Origin of the sequence: Celerinatantimonas marina (assembly GCF_046054165.1) — a bacterium.
Taxonomy (GTDB): domain Bacteria; phylum Pseudomonadota; class Gammaproteobacteria; order Enterobacterales; family Celerinatantimonadaceae; genus Celerinatantimonas.
Genome location: NZ_JBFNXK010000006.1, coordinates 34103 through 47796 on the forward strand (window position 1 = coordinate 34103; position 13694 = coordinate 47796).

At 45.5% G+C, this 13694-nt stretch carries 16 protein-coding genes; 12 read left to right on the top strand and 4 right to left on the bottom strand.

Annotated features, from left to right (window positions below):
- Positions 1 to 7: 7 nt before the first annotated feature.
- A complete protein-coding gene (gene hpxO / locus ABUE20_RS07985; protein ID WP_408619356.1) occupies positions 8 to 1165 on the bottom strand; it encodes an FAD-dependent urate hydroxylase HpxO in 1158 nt (385 codons plus the stop codon).
- 424 nt (positions 1166 to 1589) lie between these two features.
- On the opposite strand from hpxO, the gene ABUE20_RS07990 reads away from it, so the two are divergent.
- The 3 genes from ABUE20_RS07990 to uraH are packed head-to-tail and all read left to right on the top strand — an operon-like array spanning position 1590 to position 3794.
- Positions 1590 to 2969 (top strand): nucleobase:cation symporter-2 family protein, encoded by a 1380-nt coding sequence (locus ABUE20_RS07990; RefSeq protein ID WP_408619357.1) that lies wholly within the window; start codon positions 1590 to 1592, stop codon positions 2967 to 2969.
- Between the two features lies 1 nt (position 2970).
- A complete protein-coding gene (uraD, locus tag ABUE20_RS07995; RefSeq protein WP_408619358.1) occupies positions 2971 to 3465 on the top strand; it encodes a 2-oxo-4-hydroxy-4-carboxy-5-ureidoimidazoline decarboxylase in 495 nt (164 codons plus the stop codon).
- On the top strand, positions 3462 to 3794 hold the full coding sequence (uraH, locus tag ABUE20_RS08000) for a hydroxyisourate hydrolase (RefSeq protein ID WP_408619360.1): 333 nt from the start codon (positions 3462 to 3464) through the stop codon (positions 3792 to 3794). Before uraD ends, uraH begins: the two co-directional genes overlap by 4 nt.
- A gap of 144 nt (positions 3795 to 3938) precedes the next feature.
- On the opposite strand, the gene ABUE20_RS08005 is transcribed toward uraH, so the two are convergent.
- The gene (locus tag ABUE20_RS08005) at positions 3939 to 5138 is read right to left on the bottom strand and encodes an aldose 1-epimerase family protein (RefSeq protein ID WP_408619361.1); all 1200 of its coding nucleotides are present in this window, start codon (positions 5136 to 5138) and stop codon (positions 3939 to 3941) included.
- Positions 5139 to 5689: 551 nt separating this feature from the next.
- Here ABUE20_RS08005 and nikR point away from each other — a divergent pair.
- From nikR to ABUE20_RS08045, 8 genes are all read left to right on the top strand, one after another.
- Positions 5690 to 6163, top strand: coding sequence for a nickel-responsive transcriptional regulator NikR (gene nikR / locus ABUE20_RS08010; protein WP_408619362.1), 474 nt, complete (start codon positions 5690 to 5692; stop codon positions 6161 to 6163).
- 113 nt (positions 6164 to 6276) lie between these two features.
- Positions 6277 to 7047 (top strand): DUF4198 domain-containing protein, encoded by a 771-nt coding sequence (locus ABUE20_RS08015; RefSeq protein ID WP_408619363.1) that lies wholly within the window; start codon positions 6277 to 6279, stop codon positions 7045 to 7047.
- An 8-nt stretch (positions 7048 to 7055) separates the two neighbouring features.
- A complete protein-coding gene (gene cbiM / locus ABUE20_RS08020; RefSeq protein WP_408619364.1) occupies positions 7056 to 7718 on the top strand; it encodes a cobalt transporter CbiM in 663 nt (220 codons plus the stop codon).
- Positions 7705 to 8286 (top strand): NikL family nickel/cobalt ECF transporter subunit, encoded by a 582-nt coding sequence (locus tag ABUE20_RS08025; RefSeq protein WP_408619365.1) that lies wholly within the window; start codon positions 7705 to 7707, stop codon positions 8284 to 8286. Before cbiM ends, ABUE20_RS08025 begins: the two co-directional genes overlap by 14 nt.
- The gene (gene cbiQ, locus ABUE20_RS08030) at positions 8283 to 9044 is read left to right on the top strand and encodes a cobalt ECF transporter T component CbiQ (RefSeq protein ID WP_408619366.1); all 762 of its coding nucleotides are present in this window, start codon (positions 8283 to 8285) and stop codon (positions 9042 to 9044) included. Before ABUE20_RS08025 ends, cbiQ begins: the two co-directional genes overlap by 4 nt.
- Positions 9041 to 9850 (top strand): energy-coupling factor ABC transporter ATP-binding protein, encoded by an 810-nt coding sequence (locus ABUE20_RS08035; protein WP_408619367.1) that lies wholly within the window; start codon positions 9041 to 9043, stop codon positions 9848 to 9850. The genes cbiQ and ABUE20_RS08035 overlap by 4 nt, the downstream gene beginning before the upstream one ends.
- Before the next feature lie 136 nt (positions 9851 to 9986).
- Complete coding sequence (locus tag ABUE20_RS08040) at positions 9987 to 10433, top strand: antitoxin Xre/MbcA/ParS toxin-binding domain-containing protein (protein ID WP_408619368.1); 447 nt, start codon at positions 9987 to 9989, stop codon at positions 10431 to 10433.
- Positions 10433 to 10915, top strand: a complete 483-nt coding sequence (locus tag ABUE20_RS08045) for an RES family NAD+ phosphorylase (protein WP_408619369.1) — start codon at positions 10433 to 10435, stop codon at positions 10913 to 10915. Before ABUE20_RS08040 ends, ABUE20_RS08045 begins: the two co-directional genes overlap by 1 nt.
- 140 nt (positions 10916 to 11055) lie before the next feature.
- On the opposite strand, the gene ABUE20_RS08050 is transcribed toward ABUE20_RS08045, so the two are convergent.
- Positions 11056 to 11988 carry an FAD:protein FMN transferase gene (locus ABUE20_RS08050; RefSeq protein WP_408619370.1) on the bottom strand — a complete coding sequence of 311 codons (933 nt, stop codon included), beginning with the start codon at positions 11986 to 11988 and terminating at the stop codon, positions 11056 to 11058.
- 19 nt (positions 11989 to 12007) lie between these two features.
- Positions 12008 to 12937, bottom strand: a complete 930-nt coding sequence (locus ABUE20_RS08055; RefSeq protein ID WP_408619371.1) for a LysR family transcriptional regulator — start codon at positions 12935 to 12937, stop codon at positions 12008 to 12010.
- A gap of 145 nt (positions 12938 to 13082) precedes the next feature.
- Here ABUE20_RS08055 and ABUE20_RS08060 point away from each other — a divergent pair, with 145 nt between their 5' ends.
- A complete protein-coding gene (locus ABUE20_RS08060; RefSeq protein ID WP_408619372.1) occupies positions 13083 to 13691 on the top strand; it encodes an NADPH-dependent FMN reductase in 609 nt (202 codons plus the stop codon).
- Positions 13692 to 13694 lie beyond the last annotated feature (3 nt).

The following is a 13694-nucleotide window of genomic DNA, read 5'->3' on the forward strand; positions in this document are numbered from 1 at the left end:
AAATTGCTTAACCCAGTGGGCCACCGATAATGGTTTCCCGCAATCCAGCCATAATATTTTCGCCAGTTTCACCTTTAAGTTCCGCATACCACGCTTCAGTACGCGGCATCTCTTTACCATGCGTCATATCGCAGCGCTTACGTGCTTTTAACACTAAATCCCGCACCCGAGCCACGCGTTGCGCCTGATAAGTGGCTAAAGCCGCTTCAATGCTGATGTCCGGCTCACTAAACACCTGCCCTAAAACCACCGCATCTTCCATCGCGGCACATCCACCTTGCCCAATATCTGGCGTTGTGCAATGACCCGCATCGCCCAACAGCGCAATTCGATCCTGAACAATCTGTTCAAACGGTTCGATATCATGCACTTCAATCCGATTAATCGTTGAATAATCAAGCTGCTCAATCAGTTTCTGCACTGGCTCACACCAACCTTTAAAATAACCTTGGAGATCGGCTTTGGCGCTACTGCGATCTTCATCTAAACCTTTCGGCAACGGCACATCAAAAAAGAAGTAGAAACGGTTATCCGCAATCGGCATTACCGACACACGCTTTCCTTCTCCCACAAAAGTCGTCCACTGATTCGCCGGGGCAATCGATTCATCAATCGTCACCAAGCCATTCCAGTTCACATAACCGGCATAACGCCGCTCCGGCTGAAAACCAAGTACATACGGACGCACGATGGAATGACTGCCATCGGCGGCAATCAGAAAATCAGCATCGGCCTGACTGCCATCCTCGAAAAACACGCTCACGCCCGAGGCATTCTGTTCAACATGAGTTACCCGTTTACCAAAGCTAATATTTTCTTCACCCCAAAACTGGATCATGGCGGCCTGCAGATCGGCGCGAGAAACTGGACAAGGGCGCTCATGTACGCTGTCCACCAGCGGTTTAAGGCTAAACTGAGTCAATACGCCACCACTTTGATAATCCTGATAAGCCATCTGTTGCATCGGCCCGCCCAGTTGCTCCATGATGGCGCCCATTCCCAGATGATTCATACATTTCACCCCGTTAGACCACACCGAAATCGCGGCACCAACTGGTTTATTTTCTTTAACGGCTTCAAACACCTGACAGTCGATACCGGCCTGTTTTAAAGCCACCGCCGCAGACATTCCGCCCATCCCGGCTCCGATTACTATTGCTTTCATCATCGTCTCCTTCATTCGTTTTAAACATGAAATGGCAAATTGCATACCAGTATCGAAAAGAGACTGAAATTTATACCTATAAATTAAATTTACTTAATAAAACAATAACTTATTTAGTTATTCATCACTATAGATAAAACCAGAGCGTCTGCTATATCTATATCTTGTAATAAAGAAGAACCAATAATGAGCAAAGTGTTAAAAATATGCTCCATTTTGGAATTAAAGTTTCAATATATATTTATATTGGATTAAAAGTTTTACATTTAATGATCATTGAATATCGACTCCCTACTAGAAAAATAAATTAATAGATTGATTTTATTAATGTATTTTTATACCCAATAATTACTCGACATTTTTTCATGAAATTGGAGCTATTTATGCAACGTTAGTTATTATTTTAGTTAACAGGATGTCAACTATGTCATCAACATCACCTAACACACTGCTCTACGAATTGGAACAGAAGATCCCTGCGGCCACAGCCCTCTTCTGTGCTTGCCAGCATCTACTGGCGAGTGTCGTCGGAATTATTACCCCACCGCTCATTATTGGTTCGGCACTGGGGATGAATGCTTACCTTCCCTACCTCATCAGCATGTCACTACTCGCTTCGGGTATAGGGACCTTTCTGCAAGCGCATCGTTTCAAAGGGATCGGTGCCGGCATGATCTGCCTGCAAGGCACTAGCTTTGCCTATGTTGGGGTGATTATCTCGGGAGGAATGTGGATGAAAGGCCAAGGCGCAAGCAGTGAACAGATCCTAGCGATGATTTTCGGTGTCAACTTTATTGCTGCATTAATCCCAATACTGGTCAGTCAGTTTATTGAGCCTTTAAAAAAAATCTTCACCCCCATCGTCACCGGAACGGTCATCACCTTGATTGGCATTAGCCTGATCAAAGTCAGTATGCTCAACTGGGGCGGCGGTGTGCACGCCGAACATTTTGGCAGCCCAATGCAACTGATCTTAGGGGCCGTCACTCTCGGTGTAATCATTTTACTCAACCGGCTGGATAATCAATATATACGGCTTTCCGCGATCATGATCGGAATTATCGCCGGTTGTCTGCTTGCGGCTTGGAGCGGTGAATTCCATTTTAAACCGATTACCGTGGATCACTGGATTACCGTTCCGGAACTCTTTCGTTTTGGTTTCTCATTTAGCTGGACTTTATTTGTACCGATTGCACTAGTCTCGGTAATTGCCCTGATTGAAGCGGTCGGGGATCTCACGGCCAACTGCATGATTTCCCATCAACCCATTGATAATGCAGCCTTTCGCACCCGCCTCAAAGGCGGCATTTTCGGCGATGGTCTAAACTGTATGATCGCGGCAATGTTGGGTTCTTTCCCCAATACGACCTTTGCTCAAAACAATGGTGTCATTCAGATGACTGGGGTTGCCAGTCGCCGAGTCGGTCGTTATATTGGTGTTTTATTAATCCTCTTAGGATTATTCCCGGGGCTGGGAGCCATCGTTGAACAAATCCCCCCAGCCGTACTCGGGGGTGCAACTCTGGTCATGTTTGGCAGTGTCATCGCCGCGGGGATCCGGATTATCACGCAATCACCGTTAGGTCGACGAGAAATGCTGATTGTAGCATTGTCTTTCGGACTTGGATTAGGTATTCAGGCGGTTCCCGATATTTTAGGCCAGTTCCCAACCATCATCAGCAATCTATTCGGTTCAGCGGTAACGGCTGGTGGTATTACCGCTATTGTTCTCAGCCTGTTTTTGCCTCAGGAGCACACTTCATCAGCTCCCGCGGTTCATTCATCGGTACGGGTAAAAAATTAATATGCAGCTTCATCACTGGAACCAATTAGATCCCAAAGCCGCCCGCGAACAGATTAAACCCTGTGTAGCCATCCGTGAATGGGCCGTGCAACTGACGGCTCGGCGCCCTTATCTCAGCTATGAGGCAATGCAGGAAATGGCCATGGTTTTAATGGCTGACTGGGATGAAGAAGCTTTAGATCGAGCCTTACAGGCGCATCCTCGGATCGGAGAAAAAAAGACAATGACCGATACTGAATCTGCCTTTTCCCGACAAGAACAGTCCTCCATTGATCCCAGCGAGGCCCTCACTCAAGCTTTATCAGAAGGGAATCAGCGCTACGAGCAACGCTTTGGCCGGGTTTTCTTAATTCGAGCCAAAGGCCGTAGCGGCGAACAAATTCTGGATGAGCTCAACCGGCGACTCCAACTCGATGCAGAGCACGAACTAGCCGAAGCACTTGAAGCCCTAAAAGCAATTACATTACTGCGACTGGAGACTTTAATCCAACCATGATCGACTTAACAACCCATCTGCTGGACACTACGGCTGGACGGCCGGCTCAAGGTGTGAAACTGACGCTTGCCGTGTGGCAAAACGACCATTGGCACGTCATTGCAGAAGCCGAAAGTGATCGGGATGGTCGAGTGGCAACAGGCATCTTTCCTACTCTTGAACCCGGACGCTATCAACTCAGCGCCGCGATTGGTTGTTGGTTTAAAGCGCAGCACATCCCCTCGCTTTATGTCAATGCCCAGCTCGATGTGGAACTTCTTGAATCCGGCCATTACCATCTGCCCTTTCTCATCACCCCTAATTCATGGTCAACCTATCGGGGAAGTTAATTCGATTAAAACTAAGATGATTTTGATAAAACTTCATGGGATGGCATATGACGATTTAATCAGATCAATAAATAAGTATCACGCACTTAGTTTTTTCTCTTATCTTTTATTTAAAGAGCCGGAGGACCCGGCTCTTTATAACAACTATAAATTTTTACCACTTACTAATGGCGTTGCTCTTAATTCTGTTTTTTGATTTCCTTGAATCGCTTTAACTTGTGCCACCTGTTTATTAACAGCATCTTTACTGTCTAAAATCATATAAATTAAATTGAATTCTTTACTCTGATGAGCTCCTATGGTGGGAACTAAACCAAGTTTACGCTGATAACTGCGGTTATATGAAAAACTGGTTCCCGGTTCAATCCCAGTCACATATCCCTGCCCTAAGGTGTCGGTATTTTTCCATAATCCTAATACAGGTAATTCTTTGACATTATAATGAATGGCCATTCCCATATTACCTTTCGCATTATGTAGAACGGCTAATGTATTGCCCTGTTTATTAGCATAAGGATAAATATTATAAACCATTTCGTCAAAATCACGTGTTGGTGCTAAATAAGTTTGCCAGGTTTTGAGTCCTTTTTTTGCATAATCGTTAAAGGGGGAAATCTGTTTAACTGGCGCAACAATTTTGGCACCTTTCTCTAATAATGGCTGTGCAAAGTTACTATGATAAATCACCTGATATTCATGTGGATAATCGGCTTGGTTCGTAAGCTTATCGTGAATTGAGAAGGCTTTTTGCCCAGGAATAATGGTCATTTCGGTCCAGGTTTTAAAGTTGACTTTCTTAAACAGCTGTTCAAGAATTTCTCCTTTAATATGAATCGCATAGGGAGCCGTTTCATCGACATCCACAACCACTTGAGTGGCTGGCGTATAATCAGCGCGACCATGAAGAGTTAATAGCTCGCCTTTATCCATTCCCGGATGCCCGGTCCATTCATAACCACAACGAACCATCATTTCATTAAACCCTTCCAGCCAACCCAGCCCATTGCGACTTTGCAAATTAATAAACTGAGGGTTCACAATTTGTTCCACCGGAGATTTCCAGCCTAAAGTAACATCACCACTTTTAACTTTATAAATATCCATACCTCGAGTGGGAACTAAGGTAATATCCATCACCCCATTATTAATCGTCAGTACTTTAACGCCATTTTGTTTTCCCCCCTGCAGCACCTTTTGCTCAATCGTAAAAGGTTGTGGCGTTCCCGTTGTTTTATTAGTCAAAACCCAGTGATTTTCACTGGTAATATCATAATGAGCTGCGCTGGCGGATGCACTCGCTAAAGCCACCAAAAGACTCGATGAGATGAGAGATAATTTAGTCATACCAACCCCTTTTCGCGTTTAAATTTAGCTGAATCGATTCAGCTTTTATCGATGAAAAACCCCTTGCATGGCTTATTACCCTATGGCTCTCAGCATAAATAAAACTTGATGGAGATCGACAAATAAAAAGCTCCGCTGAAAACATTTATTTTTATGATACATCTCACATTAAATATGGCCTTATTTTCGCTCTTTATCCCCCGATCATTTCCTATGGTCAATATATTCTGATATTTAAAACTACTTTTTATAAATGAAATATTCATCGAATGCCCCATTTAAGCTGAATTCTTTATTCAGCCTCAGGGTGTATTCATAATCCGAATGAATATCTCATTTATTTACAATATATAATCGTGACCCATAGGAGCTATCCTAGATGATGAAAAATTAGCCGTGAATAGAATATCGCAAATAGGCCCACCGATATACTGCACTCCCGCCACATCAAAAGGTTCCCGCATATATTGCCCCCAAGAGTAAAGACCGCTATTTAACGCCCTATCCTGGCTATGATAAAATTTAGCTTTAACAATAGCTGGAGATGGAGCATGGCTTTGGAACGTATATCCATATCATTGGATGAGGACCTGATCGAACTGTTTGAACGCAGCCTACGCCAACATGGATATCGTAATCGCTCGGAAGCCATTCGGGATTTAATCCGCGACTGGCTAGAAAACGAACATATCGATGCTGAAGATCAAGGGATATCTGTCGGAACCTTAACTTATATCTATGATCATGAAGAACGGCAACTAGCCAACCGAGTACTGAACGAACACCATGCCCATCACGATGTGGTCGTCTCAACAACGCATATTCATCTGGATCATGATAACTGCCTGGAAACCGTGATCCTTCGCGGAACCACGCAACAGGTTAAAAACTTTGCCGATATGATGATTGCCATGCCAGGGATCCGACATGGAAAACTCTATTTAGTGCAGGCTGAAGAAGACCCCCATTCGCATAGCCATGATCATTCAGCGGCAAGCCATCATCATATCCATCCCCGAACCTGATTTTTAGATTGTTCTGACAAACGGTGCGATTTTGTTTTACATCATAGTATTACGAATTTTAAATTAGTAATATTTTATAGCTTTTCTCATTTACATTTAAACACGGAGTGTTTATGAAATCGTTTGTTCCTACCCTGATGCTGTCACTTTCATTATCGCTGGTGACATTACCCGCGATGGCTCACTTTCAGGAGATCATCCCGTCTCATGATATTGTCTCGACCCCAGCCGAAAGCACGCTCGATCTCAATTTGTTTTTTACCCATCCTATGGAGATGGAACCGGCCATGAATATGGGCCAGCCCGTCCAATTTGGTGTGGTCGCACCGGAAGGGAAACAAAATCTATTATCAACACTGCAACCTATCACTCGTCAGGGAGCTCAAGCCTATAAGACCCAATACAAAATCAAAAGACCAGGTGATTATTTGTTTTATCTGGAACCGGCGCCTTACTGGGAGCCGGCCGAAGGCAAAATGATCATTCACTACACAAAAGTCGTCGTGGATGCCTACGGGATGGAGGATAACTGGGATGCCAAAATAGGATTACCTGTTGAAATAAATCCGTTAACCCGCCCTTTTGGTCTGTGGACCGGGAATGAATTTCGCGGCGTGGTCACCCATCATGGTCAACCCGTTGCTTTTGCAGAAGTTGAAGTGGAATGGATCAATGATGGTTCAGTCACGCCTCCTTCCGATCCCTACAAAACCCAAGTCATTAAAGCCGACGCTAACGGAACATTCAGCTATGCCATGCCACACTCCGGCTGGTGGGGATTCGCAGCGTTGATCGATGGAAAACCGATGAAAAACCCTAATGGTAAAATGGTCCCCACCGAACTGGGGGGTCTAATCTGGGTGAAAACCCGAGACATGAAATAGAGGGGAACATGGCACATATTCCAGAAGGCGTCTTGTCGACCCCCGTATTGGTCACCGGAGCGGTGGTGACCGTCGTTGCCATGATTTATGCGATCAAACGCATGGATTATGACCGTCTACCACAAACTGCGGTACTCGCAGCCACCTTTTTTGTGGCCTCGCTGGTTGCGTTTCCCGTAGGGCCAAGTAGCGAACATTTACTCTTAAATGGGCTTATGGGATTAATTTTAGGTTGGATGGCCGTTCCGGCACTCCTGGTCGCGCTGGCTTTGCAAGCCCTGTTTTTCGGATTCGGCGGCCCATTCGTCTTAGGCGTCAATACACTCGATATGGCCCTCCCCGCCATTATCTGTTACTACGGGATTGGACCACTACTTCGGCGTGCTATCGTATCTGGAGCCGGGAAAAAAATCTTCTTTCTGATCGGGGGATTAGCCGGTCTAGTCGGCGTTTTTCTAACCGGAGTCATGGTTTGTGTCGTGCTTGTTCTCAGTGGCCCAGAATATTATTCCGCCGGAAAAGTCATTTTGATCACCTATATTCCGTTGATGCTGATCGAAGCGGTCGTTACCGCCATTGTCATCCAGTTTATCGCCCAGGTATCCCCAGAACTCCTACTGGATGGACGTCAGCGTATTGAAACCAAGGTATCTACCGATGCAACCCATTAAATTCAGTTTAGGGATCACCCTATTGTGGCTATTGCTCGCCCCTGTGGCACATGCACATTTACTAAAAGTATTCGCCTGGCGTGATGGACAAGCCATTGTCGGTAATGCCTATTTTTCGGGTGGAGTTCCCGCTCAAGGCGCCAATATTCGTCTGCAAAATAAAGCAGGTGTAGACATCGCTACCGGTCACCCCAATACCAAAGGCGATTTTCGGCTCGAAATTCCTACTGGGAAAATTGCTGTGACCGTTGTAGCTGATACCCATGATGGACATATTGCCCACTGGGATCTCAGTGCGGCAGATAGCGATACCACAACGGAAGCACCATCGACAACGCGTCACAACACCCCGAAAGCTACATCAGCCAGCCCGGCCGCTCTTGATCCGACTCAACTTAAAAACCTGATTTCACAAGCGGTTGCCGAACAAATTGGACCACTGCGAATGGAATTAAGTAAAGATGCAGGAGCATTTCGATTCTCTGATATTCTGGGAGGGATCGGGTATATCTTTGGTCTGGCGGGGATTTGTTTCTGGCTAAAAAGTCGTAAACAGGCCAAGACATGAGCGAATTTCGCTTTGAAGTTCTCGCCTGCCAACCCGACTGGCTAGCCAAATGCGATCCTAGAGCCCGACTCCTGACCATGTTCGTGTTTGTCGCGGTGACGGTTTCACTGACTCAGCTCGGCCCACTACTGAGCATGTTGAGTCTCGCGCTGTTACTGGCCCGAATCGTAAACATCGACTGGCGAGTCATCATCCACAGACTATTGGCTTTCGAAGGATTCATGGTTTTGGTCTTAGTCTTTTTACCTTTTGCCTATCCCGGAGACCCGATGGCTTCTTTATGGGGAATGCATATAAGTGCAAGCGGTATCGAACGCGCTGTAGTGATAGTCCTGCGAGGGAATGCTGTCGTGCTAGCAGTATTGGCTCTCATTGGCACCCTAGAACCCATCATGCTGGGACGAGCTATGGCTCGTTTAGGCGTGCCTAAAAAACTGATCCATTTATTTTTAATGACTGTCCGCTATATTAGTGTTTTATTTAGCGAGTATTCCCGATTACGTACAGCCATGACCGCCCGAGGCTTTCGCGCCCAAGGGAATATGCACACTTGGCGCAGTTTCGGCTGGCTTATCGGGATGTTACTCGTGCGAAGCATGGAACGGGCACAACGGGTACATGATGCGATGCGTTGCCGGGGATTCAACGGTCAGTTTCATCTACTGGAGCAAAGCAACTGGCAACTTCGGGACACCTTGTTTCTGGCTATCTCCGGGAGCCTATGTCTACTTCCTCTCATCTGGCAGGTGTTTGCATGAGTACTTCTAAATCTATGGTAACTTGCACTGCGATTCAGCCAGAAACCTGCATACTGCAAGTCACATCGCTACAATTTGCTTATGCCGATCGCCAGGTCTTAAAGCAGGTTTCGTTTAGTCTTTATGAACATGAACGACTGGCGCTAGTCGGCGGCAACGGGGCCGGTAAATCTACGCTGTTACGACTGCTAGTTGGCTTATCGCCTTGTGGATCGGGAGCCATCACTGGATTTGGGAAACAATGTTCTACCGAAGCCGATTTTCACCGACTCCGGACACAAATCGGCTTTCTGTTTCAGGACTCCGATGATCAATTATTTTGCCCAACCGTCCTTGAAGATGTAGCTTTCGGTCCGCTCAATCTAGGTCAAACCCGGCCACAAGCCATTGCAACCGCCCTGACCACACTTCGACAACTTGGGCTGGAAACCTTTGCTGACCGGGTCACTTATCGGCTGTCCGGTGGTGAAAAACGCATGGTCGCACTGGCGACGGTGTTAGCGATGGAGCCTCGGATCCTCTTGTTAGATGAGCCCACAAATGGACTGGATACCCAAGCTGAAGAACGGCTACTCTCACATCTGGAAACACTCGATCAAGCGATGATTATCGTGTCTCATGATCAACGGGTGATTGATCGACTAGCAACCCGAGCCATGGTATTGGAGCAAGGACAGATCAAACCGGCCGTATTGCACCGTCATCCTCATCAACACTCGCATGAACACACGCATATTCATGCGATAACAACAGCAGACACCTCCGAAACAGCCCCCAATGGTCATCATTCTTCGCCCTCCAAATAAACAAAGGGCTTCAGCATCTGAACAGCAAATCGGTTTCGTTGTACTCGATTAAGACCATATTCGTCATATCAACAATATCTGAACGTTAAATTGACGATTTTTGAATTCCGCAATACAATCTTTATAGATCTGATCATTGAACTGGAGGTCCTTGATGAATACACAAATCGTAGCGTCAGAAACGATTGATCAGTTGTTCCCTGAAGTTGATATTTTATCGCCGAGCGGATACTTAACTGCAGTACGCGCAGGCTTGAGTGGCGACAAACTTCGAATCATTACCAAATTCATTGGTGACAGAGAACTGGTGGCTCGGTCTATCGGAAAAGACGCATCCAACCTCAGCCGTAGCTACCGCGTGAAACTATTACCGCCCGCGGTCACCGATAATTTAATTGATACGGTCCGGGTGTATCTGCAAGCGGCGCAGATTTATGACTCAATGGAACTTGCTAAAGAATGGATGAATAGCCCGATCCCATCTTTAGGTGGCGAGATTCCAGCAACGCTCCTGGATACGCACGCCGGGCGCGAACTGGTGCGCCAAACGCTGCGGAAGATGGAATATGGTGAGTACGTCTGATGAAACTTTATCGTGTCACTAACGAACGCTTTGCGGATGTATTCAGCGGTTTGGGGGCAAGTTTTAAAGATGGCGCTCGTTGGAATTCACCGGGAATACCGGTCATTTATTTTGCCCTCGATATGGCGACCGCGATGCTGGAAGCAGCAAATTACCACACCTCGCCCAGGCTCATCCCGCCGTCACACTGCAAAGCAATTTATACAGCTGATGATAGTATCCGTATCGAGTACTTTGACAGTTCTCAGTTGCCCAGCGATTGGAACAAAATGCCCTATCCCACATCCACGCAAAGAATTGGCGATGCTTTTCTAAACGCCGGAAAATCTGCACTGCTTTACGTTCCAAGTGCCGCAGTTAATCTGTCATCAGAATATGCTATCGCTCTTGCAAATCCACACCACGATGACATCAAACATAAACTCGTGCTCACCGATACACTCAAACCAGTCTACTCAGCGCGGATGTTCTCGGGGATTTAAAACCAAACGGAACACAGACAAGCTCTCCATCAAAAGTGGTTTCATCGTTTATGCGATTGACTCACTCCCAAGTTCTGCCAAGCAGGCTACAAGGGGAATATTTAACACTTTAATTCAGACTCTCACGTGAGCTCTTCAGTTTAAGCCATTGTTATTTTATCCTTAAGATTGGCGGTCGTCGCGAATTGTCCATCCACAGTAATCACAATCGCTTCCATCCCTTCAATTTTATTCACGGCATCTAAAATAGAGGTAGGATCCAATCCAAAAAGTCGCGTGGTATAGATATCACACATCAAGGATTCATCGGCAATGATGGTCAGAGAAGCCACATTATTGTCAACCGGATACCCTTTGTGGCTATCAAAAATATGATGGTACTGATGCCCACAATGCTCCAAGGTCCGTTCATAGATCCCTGAAGTCACCACCGATTGATTTCTTATGGCAACTTTGGCCACACAGTGGCCTCGTGGCAAAAAAGGATTTTGGATCCCCACCGCCCAATCTGGATTTTTTTTAGGTGATTCACCATAAACCAGTAAATTGCCACCTATATCAATCAGGGCCGAAACCGGATCTTTTTCCTTAAAAAAATCCATGACCCTATCGCTGAAATATCCTTTAGCAATAGCCCCTAAATCTATTTCTAGACCTTCTCGAGCAAAGAACACCGATTGTTGCTCATCATCCAGAATAATATCGGCAGGATCGAGACGCTCCAAAACCTGACGGATTTCTTCTGGGCGAGGCACTCTGGCCTCTTCAAAACCAATACGCCAGAGCTTAATTAAAGGACCGATGGCAATATTCAAAAAACTATTGGGCTCAAGACTATGCGCCTTTCCTATCCGGATTAATTCATACAACTCCGGATCCACAACAACCGCTCGCTTCGCTGCATTTTTTTTCAAAGCAAACAACTGAGACTGATCACTATTAGCGCTAAAAACCTGTTCATAATGCCTTAACATGGCACATGCCTCAGCAAGCCATTGCTCCGCCTGATGCCCTTTAAAATAAAGACGGATCTTCGTTCCCATCAGCTCGATCACTTGATGACCTTCAGTCATGTATGCTCCTTTCATCGCATTAATACTGGACTATATCTTTGTAACGCAGAAATGAATCCAATAAGCCTCGGTCCAGAGCTGACAACTTGCGGTCACATCGGTAGGCAATAAAGTAATCTAAATATAATTGTTCAATCGGCAATGGATAGATATTGTATTTGCAAGGGCATGGCTCAACGATCAAACTTTTAGGCACAAAAGTAAGGCCAACATCAGCCATCGAAAGGCGTTTTACGGTTGAAATTTCACTGCTTTCAATCACGATAGTGGGCTTAATTTTATAAATGCCCAACAAATGATCCACCTGCGATCGAATAGCCGACCCTCTGGTGGTTAACACCAGTTTTTGCCGCAATAAATCTTCGATGGCCAAACGGCCGGGAGCAATGGTGGCGGTATTATCTCGATAAAGCTCGCAAGATTTGGGGATGATCGCAAGATACCCATGCCTTCCCCAAGAAACAGTCAGAAGATTAGGCGCAATATGGCTTGAATTCTGGCCTATAAAAAAGTCCACTTCCCCTTTTAAAAGCCGCTTCTCATTATTCTCCGGTATATCTTCCACTAACTCTATTTGACATTCCGGATAGAGACGCAAAAAATTAGGCAAAAACAATGGGATAAGATAAGTACCGATACTGGATAAAACGCCGATTTTTAATGTCTTCTTGCCCATGTCGGTAATCGCGGTAATTTGCCGACGCATATTGGCGTGAACCGTCTCCAAAGAGCCAAGATAATCATAATAAATTTTGCCCTGTTCCGTTAACCGGTAAGGCAGTTCACTACGATTAATGATCTGACAGTGCAGCTCTTTTTCAATACGTTTGATCACTTGGGTCAGATAAGGTTGAGAAATATAGAGAGACTCAGCCGCCTTACTGTAATTGCTAAATTTGAGCAACGCATCAATAAAATAGAGGGTATTTTGAGTGTGATATTTTGACATTTTCCGACCTGCCTTCCCCTTTATCTCTACATCATAACAAATTACTTATAAGGTGCGAATAACTAGCTATTAGATAGCCTTTTCGGACTGTGTTAAAACAATATCCAGATACCCATTATGGTTTTACAGCATAGGATCCTCCGATATGAACTACTTAGCTATTGTTGGCACCAATTCAGACGTGTCAACAAACCGCATGTTATTGCAATTCATGAAAGAGCATTTTAAAGACGAAGCCCAAATCGAGCTCTATGAAATCAAACAACTACCGGCTTTTTACGAAGTAGAAGAGAGCCAGGTGCCTGAAGCCGTCGACGCTCTTTCGACAAAAATCCAGCAGGCTGACGGCGTCATTATTGCAACGCCCGAATACGATCATGCCATTCCGGCCGTATTGAAGAGTGCATTGGAGTGGATCAGTTATACCAGTCAAGCTCTCATCGATAAGCCGGTGTTGATTGTCGGAGCTTCTCACGGTGCATTAGGTTCTTCACGGGCCCAAGCTCAACTTCGCCAAATTTTGTATTCCCCAGAATTAGCCGCACGGCTGATGCCAAGCAGTGAGTTCTTACTTGGAAAATCACAAGCCGCCTTTAATGCCAAAGGGGCTTTAATCGATGCAGATAAGCAGGCAGAACTCGATGAAATATTTAGAGAATTTGTTCTATTTACCGGCCTTATTACAAAACTCTTATCAAACAAAGCTGGCATAAAAAAAGACAAAAAATACGTTTGGCAAACACAGGAGGCATAAAAA